This window comes from Pseudomonas sp. Tof1, assembly GCF_055390395.1.
This window is the reverse complement of the sequence record NZ_AP024344.1, coordinates 2,957,973-2,976,781: the sequence shown is the minus strand read 5'-3', so window position 1 is coordinate 2,976,781 and position 18,809 is coordinate 2,957,973. Positions and strand designations below refer to the sequence as shown.

The window sequence follows — 18,809 nt, the reverse complement described above, 5'->3', positions numbered from 1 at the left end:
AGGGTTACAGCGGACGGCCGATGGTGTTGCAGACGCTGGTGTTGCCGATGTACTGGGCGCTGGTCGCGGTCAGGAAGCTGCTGCGAACAGCCACTTTCCAGGCAGCAGGCAGCGGCACGAAGCGGTTGGCGGTGATGGCGGCGTCGTTGTTGCTGGCAGCGTTGGCACCGTAGTGACGGGTGAAGAAGTCACGCACCTGAGAGGTCTGGGTCGCATCGGCGTAGCACTGGCTGAACACCAGGTTGGTGAAGCCCAGGATCGGGTAACCCGAAGATGGGTAGGCTACGACGCTTGAGTCGGTGGAGCTGGCAGTAGCAGCGAAAACAGGTACCCAGGCGTTGGGGTTGGCACGGTTGGCGGCAGCTGGAACCGGTACGGCAGCGATGGCGGCCGAAACGTTGGCAGGGGCTGGCGACAGGCCGTTGATCTTGGCCACTTTGGTGGCGTCGTCCAGACCGGCCAGGGTGGTCGCGGCGAAGTCGGGGCTCATGTAGGTCACACGGCCTTCTACAGCGTTGACAGCCGCCATCACACCGGCGCTGGTATCGGGTTGAGCGGGCGAAGCCTGGTCGGCGCTGATGGCCCCGGCTGGCAGACCACCCGAGAAGCTGGTGCCGAAGGTGGTGGTGACGGCGAAGGTACCGCCTTCGGTTGCAGCCGAGCACTTGGCGTTCAGGAAGCGGGTGAACAGCTCGGTGGTACCGCTGCTGGCTTTGCGGTAAACGATCTGGATGTTCTTGTTGACGCCTGGAACGATGGTGCTCCAGTTGGAGATACGGCCGGAGAACACGCCGCAGAGTTGGTCAACGGTCAGGTTGACGCTATTGCCGCCCGACAGGTTGAAAGGAACGGCAACCGAAGTGGCAACCGATGGCACCTGGATCAGCGGGCCCCAGGCGGCACCGTGAGCGGAGACGTAGCCATCCAGTTCAGCCTGGGTCAGTTTCGAGTCGCTGCCGGCCCAGTGCACGTTCTTGCCAGTGGTACCGGCCACGAACTTGGTGTAGTCGTTGTTCAGGAAAGCTGCTTTACCTGCACCGCTGCCTACGCCGATGTAGGGAGCAAAACCGGCAGTCAGTACGCCGGAAGTCTGGTACAGCGGTTGTGGCAGGGTGGCACCGCCGCCGTTGAGGTCAGCCATTGCAGCCTGTGCGGTGCACAGGGCGGCGAGAGCCAGGGAAACTGCCAGAGCGTTGCGCTTAAACATGAAGAATCTCCTTTCGTCGTGTTCGTACGTTGAGGTTGCTCGTTCGTGACGCCATGGCGCTCGATGCGTCGCCTTCGTTCCAGACGACTTGTGGGCTGAGGCCATGACGCAGAAGTTCTCAACTTCCGGTGACAGATAAAGGAAAAAACCTCGGGTGGATGCGATTGATTTTCAAATTATTTATCGGGTGATTTCGCTGTTTTTACTGCAAATTCGCCGTGTTTTTTCGGGAGTGGCAAAGAGCCCTGCGCTACAGGCGACAGGAACCGCGACACCCTTTTGCGGATATGACAGAACAGGGAACCCGAGTTCTGAAGTGACAGTTCCTGCTAAGGTGCAGGAAATCTGAGAAAAACCTGCAGGCTCCCCTTCATGCCCCACCTTGCCCGAACCCATCCCCGCCTGACCATCGCCACCCTGCTCGGCCTGGCCGCTGGCGTACTGGTGCCGATCAGCCCGGTACTGACCAAGATCCTTGTTGGCTGGAACAGTGCCGTCTGGTCCTACCTGGCCATGATGCTGTGGCTGACCGTGCGGTCCCGGCCGGAGGATGTGCAGCGGTTCGTCGAACGCGAGGACGAGAATGCCGGGACGGTGTTGCTGATCGTGTCGATCGCGGCGATTGCCAGCCTGGCGGCGATCACTGTCGAGCTGGCCGGCGGCAAGGATCTGGAGGCGCATGCCCGGGCCTGGCACTACGCCTTTACCGGGTTGACGGTGCTGGGTTCATGGCTGCTGATCGGAGTGATCTTCAGTGTGCACTATGCGCGGCAATTCTATCTGTCGGATGAGGATGAACCGCCGTTGCGTTTTGCCGATGGTGAAAAGCATCCGGATTACTGGGACTTCCTGTACTTCTCTTTCACCATTGGCGTGGCGGTGCAGACGTCGGATGTCGGTGTGGCGACCCGAGCGATGCGCAGGGTGGTACTGGCGCAATCGTTGATCGGGTTTCTGTTCAATACGGCGATATTGGGTTTTTCGATCAACATTGCGGCGGGCTTGTTTGGCTGAAAGGCTGGCTTACACCAGACTGTAGGAGCTTGGCTTGCCAGCGAAGACGGCCTTGAGGGCGCTAAAAGCTTCGCGGGCAAGCCCTGCTCCTACAGGGCCGGAAACATCCGGAAGAACCGGATATGTCCGGCAGGAGCAAATGGCAGGATTACTCGGTGGTCAGCACACCACGGCGAATCTGGTCACGCTCGATGGATTCGAACAGCGCCTTGAAGTTGCCCTCGCCGAAACCATCATCGCCCTTGCGCTGGATGAACTCGAAGAACACCGGGCCCATGAGAGTTTCCGAGAAGATCTGCAGCAGCAGACGCTTGTCACCCTCCTGCGAGGCGCCGTCCAGCAGGATGCCGCGCGATTGCAGTTCCTGGACCGGCTCGCCGTGGTTCGGCAGGCGGCCTTCGAGCATCTCGTAGTAGGTGTCCGGCGGCGCGGTCATGAAGCGCATGCCGATCTTCTTCAGCGCATCCCAGGTCTTGACCAGGTCGTCGGTGAGGAAAGCCACGTGCTGGATGCCTTCGCCGTTGAACTGCATCAGGAACTCTTCGATCTGCCCCGAGCCCTTGGACGACTCCTCGTTGAGCGGGATACGGATCATGCCGTCCGGCGCGGTCATCGCCTTGGAGGTCAGGCCGGTGTACTCGCCCTTGATGTCGAAGTAGCGGATCTCGCGGAAGTTGAACAGCTTCTCGTAGAAGTTCGCCCAGTAGGCCATGCGCCCACGATAGACGTTGTGGGTGAGGTGGTCGATGATCTTCAGGCCCGCCCCTTTCGGGTGGCGATCGACGCCTTCGAGGTAGACGAAGTCGATATCATAGATCGAGCTGCCCTCGCCGAAACGGTCGATCAGGTACAGCGGCGCGCCGCCGATGCCCTTGATCGCCGGCAGGTTCAGTTCCATCGGGCCGGTGGCGATGTGGATCGGCTGGGCACCCAGCTCCAGGGCACGGGAATAGGCCTTCTGCGCGTTCTTCACACGGAAGGCCATGCCACAGACGGACGGGCCGTGCTCGGCGGCGAAGTACGAGGCTTCGCTGTGGGGCTCGTTGTTGAGGATCAGGTTGATCGCGCCCTGGCGATACAGGTGCACGTTCTTCGAGCGGTGGGTCGCGACCTTGGTAAAGCCCATGATCTCGAAGATCGGCTCCAGGGTGTTCGGGGTCGGCGATGCGAATTCGATGAACTCAAAGCCCATCAGGCCCATCGGGTTTTCAAAGATATCTGCCATGGTGGCGCCTCATCATATCAATCAAGTAACGGTCGGTTAGTTGCTGTCGATGCGGACGCTGGAGGGTGGCGCGCAGGAAATCCCCCGCACGCTGCGGGCAAGGAAGTCGCCGTAGATCAGTTTGAACCCGAGTATCTTCATTGCAACCCAGTCTCTCAGGGCGAGGCTTCTGTCGCCAGAAGACATTATTCTTATATGCGTAAGCAGATTCTACATGGCGTAAAACGTTTTGTCCGTATCACTTTTCACTTCCGGTTGGGCAACGGCGATGCCAGCCGGTTGCACAGGTAGATGCCGACCAGGATCAGCACACCGCCCAGGCACATGATCAGCGTCAGTTGCTCGCCCAGCAACAGCGCGCCGCAGATCACCGCGGTCAGTGGGTTGAGGCCGATGAATACCCCGGCGCGGGTCGCGCCGATGCGCTGGATGCCATCGTAGTACCAGATGTAGGCCAGCGCCGAACCCAGGCCGCCAAGATAGACCAGGCTCAGCAACTGCTGCGGTGTCAGGGCGCGGATCACCTCGACACTCGCCTCCCCGCGCAGCCAGGTCGCCAGCCACAGCATCGCCGTGCCGAGCCAGATGGAATAGGTCACGGTGGCCAAGGGCCCCAGCGCGCGGGTCAGGTTGCGGGAGAACAGCGAGTAGATCGCCCACGACAGCACGCAGCCAAAGATCAGCAGGTCACCGATCCAGGCCTGGCTCGCCCCCGCGAACAGCGAATGGTTGCCACTGACGATCACCAGCCCAGCGCCGCCCATGCACACCAGGATACCGAGGACCTTCACGGCACCGAGGCGCTCCTTGAAGAACAGCCAGGAGGCCAGCCCGAACACCGCCGGGTTGAGCACCACGATCAGCGAGGCCCGCGAGGCGTCGATGTAGTGCAGGCCATAAAAGAAGCACAGGTTGTAGAAGAAGATGCCGAAGAAGCCGAGCACCAGCAGTTGGGCGAACTGTTTCCGGTCAGGCAGCACCAGCGGGATCCGCGCCAGCAGGATAAAACCCAGCAGGATCAGGCTGGCCAGCAGGAACCGCAGGCTGGCCAGCAACCACGGGGCGATGTCGGCGCTCAGGAAACGCCCGGCGACAAAGGTGCCGCCCCAGATCATCGAAACCCCGGCAAGCTTGAGATAGACCCACGGTTCGTCGCTGTGGCTGAAGGTGCCGGCCTGGGTGTGCATGATTTCTCCTGGGCACGCGGCCCGATGGGTTGCTAATCTGCGCGCATTATTTTTCTTATTCGCAATCATCGTAAAATGAGTAAAAACTCATGACCCTGACCCAACTGGAAGTGTTTTCCCTGGTGGCCGAACTGCAGGGTTTCACCAGCGCCGCGCATCGCCTGGGAATCAGCCAGTCGGCGGTGTCCCATGCCCTCAAGGGCCTGGAACAGGAACTGGGGGTCGAGCTGTTGCGCCGTCATCAGCACCGGGTGGAACTGACCGATATCGGTGCGCAGTTACTGCAGCGGGCCCGGGCCATGCTCGGGCTGGCCGAGACCCTGAAGCAGGAGGCCGCCGACGCCCGGGGCATGAAAAGCGGGACCCTGCGGATCGGCTCCTTCGGTCCGACCGCTTCCAGCAAACTGTTGCCGGCGCTGCTGGAACGCTACCGGCGCGAGCATCCCGGTATCCAGGTGCATGTCGATGAAGGGCCGGACCGCCAGGTCGTGCAATGGCTGGAAGAACGGCGCATCGACATCGGTTTCGTGGTGCTGCCCGAAGAACGCTTCGACACCATCCCCCTGGTGCAGGACCAGATGATCGCCCTGCTGCCGGTCGGCCACGCCTTGAGCCACAAGGCGGCGGTCGAACTCCGGGAACTCTGCCAGGAGCCGTTCATCCTCACCGGTGCCGGCTCCGGCGAACTGGTTTCCAGACTGTTCGCCGCCCAGCGCCTGGTACCCGATGTGCGTTACCGCACCACCCAGTTGCTCAGCATCCTCGCGGCGGTGGCCCGTGGCGAAGGGCTGACGGTGATTGCCGAGCAGTCGCTGCCCGACCACCCGGCCCCGGGTTATGTCAGCCGCCCCCTGTCGCCGCCGGTCACGCGCCAGATCGGCCTGGCCGTACTCGACCGCCGCGCGGTTTCCCCCGCGACCGAGGCGTTCCTCGACCTGGCCACACGCGGCAATCATCGTTGAACGTGCGAATGCATCAGCCCCGACTATCCTGCCAGGAGCCGTGCCACCCACCGCTTCCCCTGCCCAAACAGGTCTTCCCATGCCACTGACTGTCAAAGGCCGCCCCTGGCCTGCCCGCTACGGGCTGAATCTGCTGATCGGCCTGCTGCCCGTCGTTTCGGGTATCGCCATCCTGCACTGGCAGGCCGACCGGGCGCTGAACGCCAATACCCGGGAAACCGCCCAGGATGCCCTGAAGCAGTTCGAGCTGATGCTCGACAACGCCGAACGGGCCGCCCACGCCATCGTGCCACTGGCCGGGCGCCCCTGCGCCCAGGTGGAACTGGCCCTGCGCGAGCAGGTCACCCGCCGCCCGTTCGTGCGCGCCGCCAACCTGGCCTGGGACAACAACCTGTATTGCACATCGTTGTTCGGCCCCTACCAGGAAGTCATCGATCCGGCCAACTATGTCGCCGGCAGTCTCTGGCTGATGAAGGGCAACACGGTGACGCCCGGCTCATCGCTGCTGGCCTATCGGCTGGCGCAGGGCAAAGGTGCGGCGATTGTCAGTATCGACGGCTATCACCTGAGCAACCTGCTGCACCTGATGGGGCGCGAGACCGGCCTGGTGTTGCAGGTCGGCAACGCCTGGACCTCCGGCCAGGGCCAGATCATGGACGGCAAGGCCCCGGCTTTCGCCGTGGCCCGTACCACCCTGCGCTCCACCCGCTTTCCGTTCAGCGTCAGTGCGGGCTTTGCCGAGGGCGAGACCTGGCGCTACCTCGTCAGGGAGTATCGGGAACTGCTGGCGCTGCTGCTGATCCTCGGCCTGCTGGCGGGCATCACCACCCGCTGGCTGCAGAAGCGCTCGGGCGCGCCGAGCAACGAACTGCGGCGGGCACTCGAGGCCAGGGAGTTCATCCCGTATTTCCAGCCGGTGGTGCGCAGCGGCACGCTGCAATGGTCCGGTCTCGAGGTGCTGATGCGCTGGAACCACCCCCGCGAAGGCCTGGTGCGCCCCGACCTGTTCATTCCCTTCGCCGAGCACTGCGGGCTGATCGTACCAATGACCCGCTCGCTGCTGCAGCAGACCGCCGCCCTCCTCGCGCCCCATTCGGCGTCGCTGGAGCCGGGGTTTCATGTCGGTGTGAATATCACCGCCCAGCACTGCCACGACCTGCAACTGGTGCAGGATTGCCGGGATTTCCTGGCGGCCTTCGCTCCGGGCCAGATCCGGCTGGTGCTGGAGCTGACCGAACGCGAGCTGATCGAACCCGGCGAGGTCACCCACCAACTGTTCGAACAATTGCACGACCTGGGCGTGATGGTTGCCATCGATGATTTCGGCACCGGCCATTCCAGCCTGAGTTACTTGCGCAAGTTCAACGTCGACTATTTGAAGATCGACCAGAGTTTCGTCGCCATGATCGGTGCCGATGTGTTGTCGCGGCATATCCTCGACAGCATTATCGAACTGAGCGTCAAACTGGAACTGGGCATCGTCGCCGAAGGGGTGGAAACAACCGAGCAACGCGATTATCTGGCCGCCCGCGGCGTGGATTTCCTGCAGGGTTATCTGTTTGGAAAGCCGTTGCCGGCGGCAGACTTCCTCAATAGCCTGAAACGCCAGGCCAGTGAATATCGTGAATAGTGTCCGGCGGCGAAGATAACGGTTCAATCCCGGTAACATCTGCCGCCCCGGACATATGATTTACTCTTGGACAAATAACTACTACACTTTTCCTGCCTGCAGTAAATCGACGGGAAAGCCTCTGGCTTATCAATAATGATCCGCGGCATTCCGGGCGTTACCGACAACGCCTTATCGGATCGACTGCAAGCGCCGGCTTGTCTCTCTCGTTACAGGTTGCCCGCAACCCAATAGACCACTGGAGTAAAAACCTTGTCCAAACTCGCTGAGTTCCGTGCCGCAGAAAAAGCCCTTCAAGAACAACTCGCCCAGCTGGAAGCATTGAAGAACGATGCCGGGCTCAAGAAGGAAATCGAGTTCGAGAAGAAGCTTAATGACCTGATGACGAACTACGGCAAAAGCCTGCGGGACATCATCGCCATCCTCGACCCGCACGCCAGCTTCGGCAAGGCCGCCCAGGCACCGAAACAGCGCCGTGCCCGCGTGGTCAAGGTCTATCAGAACCCGCACACCGGCGAACTGATCGAAACCAAGGGCGGCAATCACCGTGGTCTCAAGGCCTGGAAAGAACAGTACGGTGCCGCGACTGTCGATTCCTGGGTTCGCAGCTAACTGCCCGGTCGGTCGATAAAGAACAAACCCTGCACATGCAGGGTTTTTTCATGGATATAACCTTGCCCGCCGAGTGTGACAGTTGTATGCCACTGCAATCGCCAGCCTACTGGCGGCGCAAGCAGGCGCCAGATATTTCAGCGCCCGACAGGCATAGTTCAAAAGAGTTCAACCCGTTCGAAACTTTCATCCGGATCGGTTAATGACAGTTTGCCAGTAGGCTATGGACTACTGCCATCAAACCTGATCCGCTTGTAAAAAATCCCCCACACTCCTGAGTGAACAGTCGTACCTCTTTGCGTCGGTCGGATAAAAAACGCCGCCTTGCATCTTTCACATTTTTTTCACATCAACTCTTACAGGATGAAGGCTGCTAAAGGACTAGCGCCCCAATGCCCGCTTCGGCGGGCTTCTTTATGCCTTCGATATTTACCCGTCGCCTCTGCATATAACGCCCCAAGCCAGTGAAGTAGCCGGCTATTACCTTTCGCCTTGAACAGCGCTCCAGAATGCGGGTCGAGCGGATTTGGAGCTTGAGTCCGCTTTCCGTATCATCCCTTTCCCACAAGGTCCAATGAGCGACCGCCGTTCCATCACCTTCGCGGAGGGCTTATGAGCCTGCACGACCTGAACACCTTCCCTGGCGTAACCGCCCAACCCGACAGCGCCACCCGGGGCTTCGTGTTCAACCACACCATGCTGCGCGTCAAGGACATCACCAAGTCCCTGGATTTCTACACCCGGGTACTGGGTTTCTCCCTGGTGGAGAAGCGTGATTTCCCCGAAGCCGAATTCAGCCTGTACTTCCTGGCCCTGGTCGACAAGGCACAGATTCCGGCCGATGCGGCCGAGCGTACACAATGGATGAAGTCGATTCCCGGCATCCTGGAACTGACCCACAACCACGGCACCGAAAACGACCCGGACTTTGCCTACCACAACGGCAACACCGATCCGCGCGGCTTCGGCCACATCTGCGTCTCGGTACCGGACATCCGTGCCGCCTGCGAGCGCTTCGAAGCCCTGGGCGTCGAATTCCAGAAACGCCTGAGCGACGGCCGCATGAAACACCTGGCCTTCGTCAAGGACCCGGATGCCTACTGGGTTGAAATCATCCAGCCAGCACCGCTGACAGACGCCGAATAAGGCGCTGTCACGCAAAAGCCCCATGGACCAAGGATCCATGGGCTTTTTTACACCATCACCCTGTTGGAGGGCGATCAGGCCGGAGCCGAAGTCCGGATCAGGTGATCAAAGGCACTCAGCGAAGCCTTGGCCCCCTCGCCCACCGCAATCACGATCTGCTTGTACGGCACCGTGGTCACGTCACCGGCCGCGAAAATCCCCGGCAGCGAAGTTTCGCCCCGCGCATCGACGATGATCTCGCCCCGTGGCGACAGCTCGATGGTGCCCTTGAGCCAGTCGGTGTTCGGCAGCAGACCTATCTGCACGAAGATCCCTTCCAGATCGACGGTGTGGAACTCACCCGAATCGCGGTCCTTGTAGACCAGGCCGGTGACCTTCTGGCCATCGCCCTTCACTTCACTGGTCAGCGCACTGGTGATCACCTTGACGTTCGGCAGGCTGTGCAGCTTGCGTTGCAGTACGGCGTCGGCGCGCAGCTTGCCGTCGAACTCCAGCAGGGTCACGTGGCTGACGATACCGGCCAGGTCGATGGCCGCCTCGACACCGGAGTTGCCCCCGCCGATCACCGCGACGCGCTTGCCCTTGAACAGCGGGCCATCGCAATGCGGGCAGAAGCACACGCCCTTGGCCTTGTATTCCTGCTCGCCCGGCACACCCATTTCGCGCCAGCGGGCGCCGGTGGCAAGGATCACGGTCTTGGCCTTGAGGCTGGCACCGCTCTCGAAGCGTACTTCGTGCAGGCCGCCGGCATTCTTCGCCGGAATCAGCGCACTGGCACGCTGCAGGTTCATGATATCGACGTCATACTGGCGTACGTGCTCTTCCAGGGCCCGGGCCAGCTTCGGCCCTTCGGTTTCCTGGACCGAGATGAAGTTCTCGATCGCCATGGTGTCCAGCACCTGGCCACCGAAACGCTCGGCCGCAACACCGGTGCGGATGCCTTTACGCGCAGCGTAGATTGCCGCCGAGGCACCGGCTGGGCCACCCCCGACCACGAGGACCTCGAAGGCCTCCTTGGCGTTGAGTTTTTCCGCCTGCTTCGAGGCGGCACCGGTGTCGAGCTTGCCAAGGATCTCTTCCAGGCCCATGCGGCCCTGGCCGAAGTTCTCGCCGTTGAGGTAGATGCTCGGTACAGCCATGACCTTGCGATCGTTGACTTCATCCTGGAACAGCGCACCGTCGATGGCGACGTGACGGATGTTCGGGTTCAGTACCGCCATCAGGTTCAGCGCCTGGACCACGTCCGGGCAGTTCTGGCAGGACAGCGAGAAATAGGTCTCGAAGTGGTACTCGCCCTCGAGCGAGCGGATCTGTTCGATCACTTCGACACTGGCCTTCGATGGGTGGCCGCCGACCTGCAGCAGGGCCAGCACCAGCGAAGTGAATTCATGCCCCATGGGCAGGCCGGCAAAACGCAGGCTGATATCGCCACCGGGGCGGTTCAGCGAGAACGATGGCTTGCGCGCATCGCTGCCGTTTTCCAGCAGGGTGATATGAGTCGAAAGGCTGGCGACGTCTTTGAGCAGCGCAAGCATTTCCTGAGATTTCGCGCCGTCATCGAGGGAGGCGACGATCTCGATCGGTTGCGTAACCCGTTCCAGGTACGACTTCAACTGGGCTTTAAGATTGGCGTCCAACATGCGGGCGATTTCCCTTTTTCAATACGGTAGAAATAACAACGCCCAGGTGGATACCACCCGGGCGTCATGGGGCGGTGCGGCTGACTTATGAAGTGCGGATGACCGCCCTCGACTGGAGCATGGACTTAGATCTTGCCGACCAGGTCCAGGGAAGGCGCCAGGGTGGCCTCGCCTTCTTTCCACTTGGCTGGGCAGACTTCGCCTGGGTGGGCAGCGACGTACTGGGCAGCCTTGATCTTGCGCAGCAGCTCCGAAGCGTCACGGCCTACGCCGCCATCGTTGATTTCAACGATCTTGATCTGGCCTTCAGGGTTGATCACGAAGGTACCGCGGTCAGCCAGGCCGGCTTCTTCGATCAGCACGTCGAAGTTGCGGGAGATGGCCAGGGTCGGGTCGCCGATCATGGTGTACTTGATCTTGCCGATGGCTGGCGAAGTGTTGTGCCAGGCAGCGTGGGCGAAGTGGGTGTCGGTCGAAACGCTGTAGATCTCGACGCCCAGCTTCTGGAATTCGGCGTAGTTGTCAGCCAGGTCTTCCAGTTCGGTCGGGCAGACGAAGGTGAAGTCGGCTGGGTAGAAGAACACGACAGACCACTTGCCTTTCAGGTCAGCGTCCGACACTTCGACGAATTCACCGTTTTTGAAGGCGGTTGCTTTGAAGGGCTTAACTTGGCTGTTGATGATAGGCATCGTTGACTCTCCGTCAGTGGTTGTGAACTTGATGGGAGAATCCTAGCCATTCTTTTGCGATCTGGCTCATTGGCAAAGCTGATGCTCGCGATTGGTTTTCGCTATAAGCCCTACGTATTAATAGAAGAAATTTTATCAGCCCGGCCCCACCGACTTCTCGACGGCCAGGCTCATGCCCTCGAACGGGCTGGCCTCGACGTAACGCATGGCGGATTTCAGGTCCTTCCAGCCGACATAACTCATCAGTGACTTCAGATCCCAGCCGCTGCGATGGGCCCAGGTGGCAAAACCCCGGCGCAGCGAGTGGCTGGTGTAGTGCTCGGCGGCAATCCCGGCGCGCGCCAAGGCCTGGCGCAACAGCGGGATGATGCTGTTGGCGTGCAGCCCCGCCTCGCCCAGGTTGCCCCAGCGGTCGATGCCGCGAAACACCGGCCCACGGACCAGTGCCGCACAGTTGATCCATTCGATATAGGCCTGCACCGGGCAAAGCCTTTGCAACGCCGGCGTTTGATAGGTACGCCCGAGGTTGTCGCGATCACTCTTGCTGCGCGGCAGATAGAGCGTGATGCCGGCGCCGGCCTGGGCCACCACATGCTCAACCTCCAGCCGGCACAACTCATCGCTACGAAAACCGCGCCAGAACCCCAGCAGGATCAGCGCCAGGTCGCGCCGCGCCCGCAGCAGTCGTGACCGATCCTCCAGCGCCAATGCCGCCTGCACTTCCTGTTCCAGTGACTCGACCACCCGCTCCAGGTGCTGTAACTGCAGCGGCTGGGCCTGCTTCTCCTGCACCGGATGCAGCGCGCGGATGCCCTTGAACACCTGGCGCACCACCGGTGCCTTGGTCGGGTCGGCAAAACCCTGGCTGTTGTGCCACTGGGCCAGGGCCGACAGGCGCAGTTTGAGGGTGTTGATCGACAGCACGCCGGCATGGGCCGCCAGGTAGCGCGCCACGCTGTCGCTGGTGGCCGGCAGGAAGCCGCCCCAAATGACTTCGAAGTGTTCGATGGCGGCCTGGTAGCTGCGGCGGGTGTTGTCCCGCGTGGCGGCGCGCAGATAGCGATCCAGCTCGCTCATGGGCAGAAATCCCGGCAGGTGTACGGAAAAAACCGGGCTGGAAGCGAAAAGCGCTTCTCACACGGGGTAATACCACTATATCCCATGTGAAAAATTCGGAATATCGCTTTATATTTTTTCGATTTATACTATGTATTTACATGCTACGTAACACAGTACGAAATCGTAGGAGAGAACATGGCTCGCGGCGGCGTGAACAAGGCGGTGGTGCAAACGGCCCGTATGGCGATCCTCGCCCGCGGCGAATACCCCAGCATCGATGCGGTACGCATCGAAATGGGCAATACCGGCTCGAAAACCACCATCCATCGCTATCTGAAGGAGCTGGACGAAAGCGACCAGCGCCAGGCGGCCGCCGGCGAACACCTGGATGACGAACTGACCGACCTGATCACCCGCCTCGCCCGCCGCCTGCAGGAGCAGGCCCGCGAGCCGCTGGAGCTGGAACAGGCCCGCCATCGCCTGCTGGAGAACCAGTGGCAGGAGCAGTTGGGCGCCCTCACCCGCCAGTTCGAGCAGTTGCAGCAGGACTTCGAGGTGCAGGCCGCGGCCCTGGCCCAGGAGAGCGAGCAGTTGCACACCACCCGCTCGATGCTGCAGACCGAGCAGACCCGCAACGCCGGCCTGACCCAGGCCTGCAGCGACCACGAACTGCGCCTGGCGGACAAGGAAGCCCAGGTGCGCTCCCTGGAAGACAAGCACCAGCACGCCCGCGACGCCCTGGAACACTTCCGCAACGCCGCCCGCGAACAGCGCGAGCAGGACCAGCGGCGCCACGAGGGGCAGTTGCAACAGGTGCAGATGGAATTGCGCCAGGCCCAGCAGAGCGCCCTGGTCCGCCAGGATGAAATCACCCAGTTGCACCGCGATAACGAGCGGCTGCTGGCGGAAAGTCGCGGCATTGCGAAAGAGGCCAGACAGCTTGAAGAGCAACTGCACAAGGGCAGCAGGCGCGAGGAACAGTTGCAGAGCCTGATCTCGACGCGGGAAGGCGAGCGCACGCTCCTCCAGGAACGCCTGAGGGTGGCGCAGCAGGAAAACGAGTCGCTCAAGCAGGGCCTGGAAGCGCAGCGGGCAACGAACAGGGAACTGGAACTCAGGCTGCGCGAGGTCGAGGCGCAACTGAGCAAGGAGCGGGAGAATGCACGGGAAGCCGAGGCCGCTCCAACCCGGACGATGGAAAAACAGGCTGTCGAATCAGTTGTCCAGACCCCGGGCAAGGTCTGATCCGGCAATACCGCCGAGAACTTCATTGGTGTCGTACTCGACCCTGAAACTGTTGCCGTCGCAAGCCACCACCAGGACCTTGCGGGTGACGACATGGGTGACTCCCGGGGTCGATTCGAACCGCAGTTCATCCCCTACGTTGATGAACGGATCGAAGGAGATGCGCTGGGTTTTCTTCTGCTTGCCATCGGAAAAGTGGATCAGGTGAGTCTCCATGACGACCTCCTCCAGGGATGCAGGAAAGCCCCGGTCTCGCGATCGCCTGTCGATCGCCAAGTCCATTTCATGGCGTATCGACCTCGCCGGCTACTGTCAGAAATGACAGTAGCGACGAGCGGCACATGGCACCCTGCCTCATCGCTGCCGCCGGTACCGCATCAACGACACCAGAAAGAGCAGCAGCAGAATTACGTCGCCAACACCAACTCAAGCTGACTGAGCAGATACACGACCCGTTCATCCCCGTGATAAACGCTCACACGGCTCCTGACCCAACAGGAATTTGCCGGATCCGGCGTTATTTCAACACTGAACTTCAACACACTGTCAGCCCCCATCAGCTTCTCTGCCGACAACTGCGTATCCCGTACACAGAAGCGTGTTCCCACACCATATTTTTTCCTGAGCAACTCGCCGGTAACCTGAAACGCCGTCTGCGAAATAATTGCTACCGGCCAGCACGGAAAACCGGGAAAGTGCCCGGCACATTGCTGCGCAGACAAAGGTCCCGCCAAGGCCTCCAACTGCTCATGCTGGTACATCAGGCTATAGATGGGCACCGGCCATTGATAAGGGGAACAGGAAGTAACACACCGACTGTCGTTGGCGTAGCTGCGGAAATTACGCTGAAACAATGCCGGCGAGAGAATGGCATATTCACAGATCAACTCTGCTATCGGCTCGCGGCCCCATGCCCGCGCTGAAACTTCCAGGGAGCGCTTATCGAGATTCACGACCTGGGCACTGGCGTGGAAACCTTCTTGAGCCATGGCCTGCTCAGTGCTCTTTCGTATGAAATGCGCTCTGGTTGCCAGATAATAGCCGTCAGCCCCGTTGTGCAATGCAACAGCCGCACAGCCACCCAGAATAGCCATATGCCGCCCCAACTCACCGGCTGTTATGGGGCCGACCTCATGGACAAGAGGCTGTTCGCAAGTGAACGTCCCGATCAGTGATTCCCCTCCTGCCAAAGCGCCTGAAAGGCGAAATACGGCACTTGCAGCCTGATTCGCCGAGAGAGTTCAGCAGGATCAAAAGACCGTCTTTGCTCTTTCATACCCACGCACCCACGCCGTGTTTTCGAGAACGGATAATCGATGATGTCCTCGAACACCCAGACAGGGACAACACCGGCCCCGGGGTCGATACTCCAGGACTGGAGTTTGCAGACGGGCCTTACGCGGTCAGCCTCGCTGATCGCCTATCTGCCACTGGACCTATTTCATGGCCTCTCGGGGCCGTTCGCTACTGTCAGAAATGACAGTAGCGACGAACGGACGAGTCACTGCCTACCTCGATACAGCATCAACAGCACCAGGTACGGCCCACCCAGCAGCGTCGCCACCAGCCCCGCCGGCATCTGCTGGGGAAAGATCACCTGCCGGCCCAGCCATTCCGACACCAGCATCAGGGTCGAGCCCAGCAAGGCCGCCACCCACAACTGCTGCAATGGTTTGCGGGCACCGGCCAGGCGGGCGATATGCGGCGCCAACAGGCCGATGAAGGACAACGGCCCGACCAGCAAGGTAGCCAGGGTCGTCAGCACCCCGGCAAACAGCAGAATCAGCAGCCGTGCACGTGCCAACGGCACACCCACACTCGCCGCCGCGCCCTCCCCCAGCGACAGCGCCTGCAGCCAGCGCGAAAACAGCGGCGCCAGGCCCAGGCCGAGCAGCAGCACCACGGCGGCGGCCCAGGCCAGGCTCGGTGGGATGTAGTAGGTCGAGCCAGTCACCAATTGCAGCATCAGCGACGCCCGGGGATCGCCGCTGGCCAATGTCGCGCTGACCATCGCCTGGAACCAGGCACTGACCGCCACGCCGATCAGCAGCAGGCGTTGCGGCGAAAAGCGGCCCCGCCCCAGCCACAGCAAGCCTGCCAGGGCCGTCAGGGAGCCGGACAGGCAGGCGGCGAACAACAGCGCCGGGGTCGGCTGGCTGACGGCGAACACCACCACGACAATGCCCAGCGCACCACCGGAACTGACCCCGAGCAGGTCGGGGCTGGCCATCGGGTTGGCGGTGGCCCGCTGCAGCAGCGTGCCGGCCAGCGCCAACAGGCCGCCGGCGGCCAGTGCCAGCACACTGTGGGGCCACTGCCAGAACAGCAGACCCCGGACCTCGGCCCAACCGGCCAGGGACCAGCCCTCGAGCCCTTGCGACACCGCCAGGGACAGAAACAGGCCGACGCTCAGCAACACCACCAGGCCCAGCCAGCGCCCCCGCGTGAAACCCGCACCGCTCGGCCAATTGGGCACCCACTGGCCGGCCATGCCGCTGCGCAGGCGCGGCAACATGGCGACCAGCAACGGCACGCCGAGCAACGAGGTGACCGTGCCGGTCGGAATCAGGTGCGCCGACAGAGCCTGGCTGGTGGAGGCCAGCAGCACGATCTGGTCGGTCGCCCAGAGAATCGCCGCGCCAATGCAGGTCGCCGCACACAGCCGTTGGTACAGGGTACGGGCGCCCAGCAGACGGCCCAGCGCCGGCGCCGCCAGGCCGAGAAAACCGATCACCCCGACCTGGGCCACCACCAGCGCGGTCAGCACCACCGCCACCAGCAGCGCCACCAGCCGAATGCGCTCGACCCTGGCCCCGAGGCTGCGCGCGGTGCTTTCGCCGCTGTCGAGCAGCGCCAGCGGCCGGCGCACCAGCCACACGGCCAGCAGCGAACCGGCCAGGCCCAGCGCCAGGTGCAGGCTGGGCTGCCAGCCGGCCTGCTCCAGGGAGCCGCCACCCCAGATCTGCAGGCCGAGCAGGAAATCGAAGTGCACCAGCGCGATCGCCAGGCTCACCGCACCGCAATAAAGATTGACCACCATCCCGCAAAGGATCACCGCCATCGGCGACAACCGCTGCGGCCAGGCCAGCGCCAGCACCAGCAGCACCGCCAGCCCACCGCCGCCGAGGGCTACCAGTTCGCGCCCGGCCGACCAGCCCTCGGGGGCATACAGGGTGTAGAGCGCCAGGGCCAGGTAGGCCCCGGGGAAAATGCCCAGGGTCATCGGCTCGGCCAGCGGATTGCGCAGCACCTGCTGGATCAGCGTACCGGCCAGCCCCAACGCGGCACCGCACAGCAGCGCCATGGCCACGCGCGGCAACAGCGACTCATGCAACAGTACCTGGGACAGGTTGTCGGGATCGGGCCTGAGCAGTGCCGACAGCCAGGGGCGCCCCCCCAGGGTCGCATTGACCTGCCACAACGCCAGCAGCGAAGCCACGGCGAACAGACCCAGGACCAGCAGCAGACAGCCGCGCGGGAGGAACGACAAACGCAAACTAGACACTTGCAGGCTCCTGATGGGCCATTTGATACAGGGCCGTTTCGACCGCCCGGGCAAAGCGCTGCTGGGACACCAGCCCACCATAGGGGGCAATCACCGGCAGCAAGGCCACCCGCCGCTCGCGCACGCAAGGCAGCGCCTGCCAGACCGGACTCTGCTCCAGCGCCGTGCGCACGCCCGGCGCCAGCGGTCCCACCAGCAACAGGTCGACCTCGGACATGGCGGCAATCCGTTGCAGCGCAACCAACGCATAGCCCGCCGAGTTGCCGGACCAACCGGCAGCCCTCACGGCATTGTTCACACCGATGCGCGACAGCACCGCATCGAACAGGCTGCCGGCGCCATACACCCGCAGGTGATGCTCATCCACCGCATCGGCGACCAGGACAGCCCTCCCCAGCAATTCCGGCCGTTGCGCCAGACGCTGCCGCAGCTCCTCCAGACGTTGCCCGGTGGCATCGACCAGGGCCTCGCCCCGTGCAGGACAGGCGAGCAGCGCCGCCATACGCCGGGTCTCCTCCTGCAAGGCGGGATAAGGCTGCCCGGCGCCCATGTAGGCGCCAAAAGTCGCTGTCGGCGCCAGACGCTCGAGCATCGGTCTCAGACCGGCATGCCCCGGCGTCAGCAGCAGCAGGTCCGGCTGCAGCTGCTGCAACAGGGTAAAGCTGGGCTGGTACAGCAGGCCGACATCGATCACCCCGGCGGGCAACGGTGGCTCGACGATGGTCCGGCGGTACCAGTCCGGCAGCGGCAAGGCGATCGGCACCAGGCCCAGGGCCAACAGGGTCTCGGTCAACTCCCAGCTCAACGGCACGATCCGCGACGGCGCCCCCGTCGCCCGGGCTTGCCCGATGCCCGCCAGCATGGCGGCGCCTGCGACCCCTTGCAGCAGGCGCCTGCGACTGAACCCGGCGCTCATCGGGCGAACCCGATCAGGCGGCCGCTGGCGGGGTCGCTCAGCACCCCCATGGGGACCCCGTAGACCTGCTCCAGGTGGTCCTCGCGCAGCATCTGCCCGGCCGGAATCTGCAACTGCAGGCGCCCCTCGCGCAGGGCGATGATCTCGTCGCAGAAACGTGCGGCCATGTTCACGTCGTGCAGGATGATCACCGCACCCATGCCGCGTTGCCCACACAGATCGCGGACCAGTTCGAGCACCGCCAGCTGGTGGCCGATATCCAGCGCCGAGGTCGGCTCGTCGAGCAGCATGCAGCGGCAGTTCTGCGCCACCAGCATGGCGATCCAGGCACGCTGGCGCTCGCCGCCGGAAAGGCTGTCCACCGGCCGCCCGGCGTACCGGGCGACATCGGTGGCCTGCATCGCCTGCTCGACCCATTGCCGGTCCTCGGCACCAAAACGGCCGAGGGCGCCATGCCAGGGATGACGCCCCAACGCCACCAGCTCACGCACCAGCAGGCCATCGACCGCCGGCGGCTGCTGGGGCAGATAGGCAATCTGCCGGGCAAAGGCCCGCGACGACCAGCTCTGCAACGGCTGGTCGCCCAACAGCAGAGCTCCGGCACTGGCCGGGTGCTGGCGGGCCAGCAGCTTGAGCAGGGTCGACTTGCCCGAGCCGTTATGGCCGATCAGGCCATAGATGCGCCCCCGCCTGAGCGTCAGGTCCATGGGGTGCAGCAAGGTTCGGGCGCCGGCATTCACGCCGACGCCCTCCAAGCGGTACAGCGCTTCAC

At 62.6% G+C, this 18,809-nt stretch carries 18 protein-coding genes; 7 read left to right on the top strand and 11 right to left on the bottom strand.

The window, feature by feature from the left end:
• Window positions 1-4: 4 nt before the first annotated feature.
• On the bottom strand, window positions 5-1,207 hold the full coding sequence (locus tag ACZ5KU_RS13725) for a substrate-binding domain-containing protein (protein ID WP_464737327.1): 1,203 nt from the start codon (window positions 1,205-1,207) through the stop codon (window positions 5-7).
• A 154-nt stretch (window positions 1,208-1,361) separates the two neighbouring features.
• On the opposite strand from ACZ5KU_RS13725, the gene ACZ5KU_RS13720 reads away from it, so the two are divergent.
• On the top strand, window positions 1,362-1,556 hold the full coding sequence (locus tag ACZ5KU_RS13720) for a hypothetical protein (RefSeq protein ID WP_464737326.1): 195 nt from the start codon (window positions 1,362-1,364) through the stop codon (window positions 1,554-1,556).
• A 23-nt stretch (window positions 1,557-1,579) separates the two neighbouring features.
• Entirely contained in the window at window positions 1,580-2,221 is a 642-nt protein-coding gene (locus ACZ5KU_RS13715) for a DUF1345 domain-containing protein (RefSeq protein WP_273824057.1), read from the top strand.
• A gap of 148 nt (window positions 2,222-2,369) precedes the next feature.
• On the opposite strand, the gene hppD is transcribed toward ACZ5KU_RS13715, so the two are convergent.
• Window positions 2,370-3,446, bottom strand: a complete 1,077-nt coding sequence (gene hppD, locus ACZ5KU_RS13710; RefSeq protein ID WP_054057505.1) for a 4-hydroxyphenylpyruvate dioxygenase — start codon at window positions 3,444-3,446, stop codon at window positions 2,370-2,372.
• Window positions 3,447-3,691: 245 nt separating this feature from the next.
• Window positions 3,692-4,633, bottom strand: a complete 942-nt coding sequence (locus ACZ5KU_RS13705) for a DMT family transporter (RefSeq protein ID WP_273824059.1) — start codon at window positions 4,631-4,633, stop codon at window positions 3,692-3,694.
• Between the two features lie 89 nt (window positions 4,634-4,722).
• Here ACZ5KU_RS13705 and ACZ5KU_RS13700 point away from each other — a divergent pair, with 89 nt between their 5' ends.
• The 4 genes from ACZ5KU_RS13700 (at window position 4,723) to gloA (ending at window position 8,983) form a co-directional block, all read left to right on the top strand.
• Window positions 4,723-5,595 (top strand): LysR family transcriptional regulator, encoded by an 873-nt coding sequence (locus ACZ5KU_RS13700; RefSeq protein WP_464737325.1) that lies wholly within the window; start codon window positions 4,723-4,725, stop codon window positions 5,593-5,595.
• Between the two features lie 79 nt (window positions 5,596-5,674).
• Window positions 5,675-7,225: an EAL domain-containing protein gene (locus ACZ5KU_RS13695; RefSeq protein WP_464737324.1), complete on the top strand. Its 1,551-nt coding sequence runs from the start codon at window positions 5,675-5,677 to the stop codon at window positions 7,223-7,225.
• Between the two features lie 252 nt (window positions 7,226-7,477).
• The gene (locus tag ACZ5KU_RS13690) at window positions 7,478-7,837 is read left to right on the top strand and encodes a histone-like nucleoid-structuring protein, MvaT/MvaU family (RefSeq protein WP_054057502.1); all 360 of its coding nucleotides are present in this window, start codon (window positions 7,478-7,480) and stop codon (window positions 7,835-7,837) included.
• Window positions 7,838-8,449: 612 nt separating this feature from the next.
• Window positions 8,450-8,983, top strand: a complete 534-nt coding sequence (gene gloA / locus ACZ5KU_RS13685) for a lactoylglutathione lyase (RefSeq protein WP_054057501.1) — start codon at window positions 8,450-8,452, stop codon at window positions 8,981-8,983.
• Window positions 8,984-9,057: 74 nt separating this feature from the next.
• On the opposite strand, the gene ahpF is transcribed toward gloA, so the two are convergent.
• From ahpF to ACZ5KU_RS13670, 3 genes are all read right to left on the bottom strand, one after another.
• Entirely contained in the window at window positions 9,058-10,623 is a 1,566-nt protein-coding gene (gene ahpF, locus ACZ5KU_RS13680) for an alkyl hydroperoxide reductase subunit F (protein ID WP_464737323.1), read from the bottom strand.
• A 125-nt stretch (window positions 10,624-10,748) separates the two neighbouring features.
• Window positions 10,749-11,312, bottom strand: a complete 564-nt coding sequence (gene ahpC / locus ACZ5KU_RS13675) for an alkyl hydroperoxide reductase subunit C (protein ID WP_017907017.1) — start codon at window positions 11,310-11,312, stop codon at window positions 10,749-10,751.
• 135 nt (window positions 11,313-11,447) lie between these two features.
• Window positions 11,448-12,389, bottom strand: coding sequence for a site-specific integrase (locus ACZ5KU_RS13670; RefSeq protein WP_054057499.1), 942 nt, complete (start codon window positions 12,387-12,389; stop codon window positions 11,448-11,450).
• Between the two features lie 177 nt (window positions 12,390-12,566).
• Between ACZ5KU_RS13670 and ACZ5KU_RS13665 the strand changes: the two genes are divergently transcribed.
• Window positions 12,567-13,616 carry a DNA-binding protein gene (locus ACZ5KU_RS13665; protein WP_464737322.1) on the top strand — a complete coding sequence of 350 codons (1,050 nt, stop codon included), beginning with the start codon at window positions 12,567-12,569 and terminating at the stop codon, window positions 13,614-13,616.
• Here ACZ5KU_RS13665 and ACZ5KU_RS13660 read toward each other — a convergent pair.
• From ACZ5KU_RS13660 to ACZ5KU_RS13640, 5 genes are all read right to left on the bottom strand, one after another.
• Complete coding sequence (locus tag ACZ5KU_RS13660) at window positions 13,587-13,832, bottom strand: hypothetical protein (RefSeq protein ID WP_054062327.1); 246 nt, start codon at window positions 13,830-13,832, stop codon at window positions 13,587-13,589. The genes ACZ5KU_RS13665 and ACZ5KU_RS13660 overlap by 30 nt on opposite strands.
• Window positions 13,833-14,023: 191 nt before the next feature.
• Window positions 14,024-14,710 carry a hypothetical protein gene (locus tag ACZ5KU_RS13655; protein WP_464737321.1) on the bottom strand — a complete coding sequence of 229 codons (687 nt, stop codon included), beginning with the start codon at window positions 14,708-14,710 and terminating at the stop codon, window positions 14,024-14,026.
• 407 nt (window positions 14,711-15,117) lie between these two features.
• On the bottom strand, window positions 15,118-17,121 hold the full coding sequence (gene fhuB, locus ACZ5KU_RS13650) for a Fe(3+)-hydroxamate ABC transporter permease FhuB (RefSeq protein ID WP_241494285.1): 2,004 nt from the start codon (window positions 17,119-17,121) through the stop codon (window positions 15,118-15,120).
• Window positions 17,114-18,037 (bottom strand): ABC transporter substrate-binding protein, encoded by a 924-nt coding sequence (locus tag ACZ5KU_RS13645; RefSeq protein ID WP_054060526.1) that lies wholly within the window; start codon window positions 18,035-18,037, stop codon window positions 17,114-17,116. Before ACZ5KU_RS13645 ends, fhuB begins: the two co-directional genes overlap by 8 nt.
• Window positions 18,034-18,801, bottom strand: coding sequence for an ATP-binding cassette domain-containing protein (locus ACZ5KU_RS13640; protein ID WP_054062429.1), 768 nt, complete (start codon window positions 18,799-18,801; stop codon window positions 18,034-18,036). The genes ACZ5KU_RS13645 and ACZ5KU_RS13640 overlap by 4 nt, the downstream gene beginning before the upstream one ends.
• Window positions 18,802-18,809 lie beyond the last annotated feature (8 nt).

Coding starts and splice junctions, on each gene's coding strand:
- ACZ5KU_RS13705 (WP_273824059.1), bottom strand. CDS start 4,633: ATGCACACCCAGGCCGGCACCTTCAGCCACAGCGACGAACCGTGGGTC.
- ACZ5KU_RS13655 (WP_464737321.1), bottom strand. CDS start 14,710: ATGGCTATTCTGGGTGGCTGTGCGGCTGTTGCATTGCACAACGGGGCT.
- ACZ5KU_RS13715 (WP_273824057.1), top strand. CDS start 1,580: ATGCCCCACCTTGCCCGAACCCATCCCCGCCTGACCATCGCCACCCTG.
- ACZ5KU_RS13660 (WP_054062327.1), bottom strand. CDS start 13,832: ATGGAGACTCACCTGATCCACTTTTCCGATGGCAAGCAGAAGAAAACC.
- gloA (WP_054057501.1), top strand. CDS start 8,450: ATGAGCCTGCACGACCTGAACACCTTCCCTGGCGTAACCGCCCAACCC.
- ACZ5KU_RS13665 (WP_464737322.1), top strand. CDS start 12,567: ATGGCTCGCGGCGGCGTGAACAAGGCGGTGGTGCAAACGGCCCGTATG.
- ACZ5KU_RS13700 (WP_464737325.1), top strand. CDS start 4,723: ATGACCCTGACCCAACTGGAAGTGTTTTCCCTGGTGGCCGAACTGCAG.
- ahpF (WP_464737323.1), bottom strand. CDS start 10,623: ATGTTGGACGCCAATCTTAAAGCCCAGTTGAAGTCGTACCTGGAACGG.
- hppD (WP_054057505.1), bottom strand. CDS start 3,446: ATGGCAGATATCTTTGAAAACCCGATGGGCCTGATGGGCTTTGAGTTC.
- ahpC (WP_017907017.1), bottom strand. CDS start 11,312: ATGCCTATCATCAACAGCCAAGTTAAGCCCTTCAAAGCAACCGCCTTC.
- ACZ5KU_RS13695 (WP_464737324.1), top strand. CDS start 5,675: ATGCCACTGACTGTCAAAGGCCGCCCCTGGCCTGCCCGCTACGGGCTG.
- ACZ5KU_RS13670 (WP_054057499.1), bottom strand. CDS start 12,389: ATGAGCGAGCTGGATCGCTATCTGCGCGCCGCCACGCGGGACAACACC.
- ACZ5KU_RS13725 (WP_464737327.1), bottom strand. CDS start 1,207: ATGTTTAAGCGCAACGCTCTGGCAGTTTCCCTGGCTCTCGCCGCCCTG.
- ACZ5KU_RS13645 (WP_054060526.1), bottom strand. CDS start 18,037: ATGAGCGCCGGGTTCAGTCGCAGGCGCCTGCTGCAAGGGGTCGCAGGC.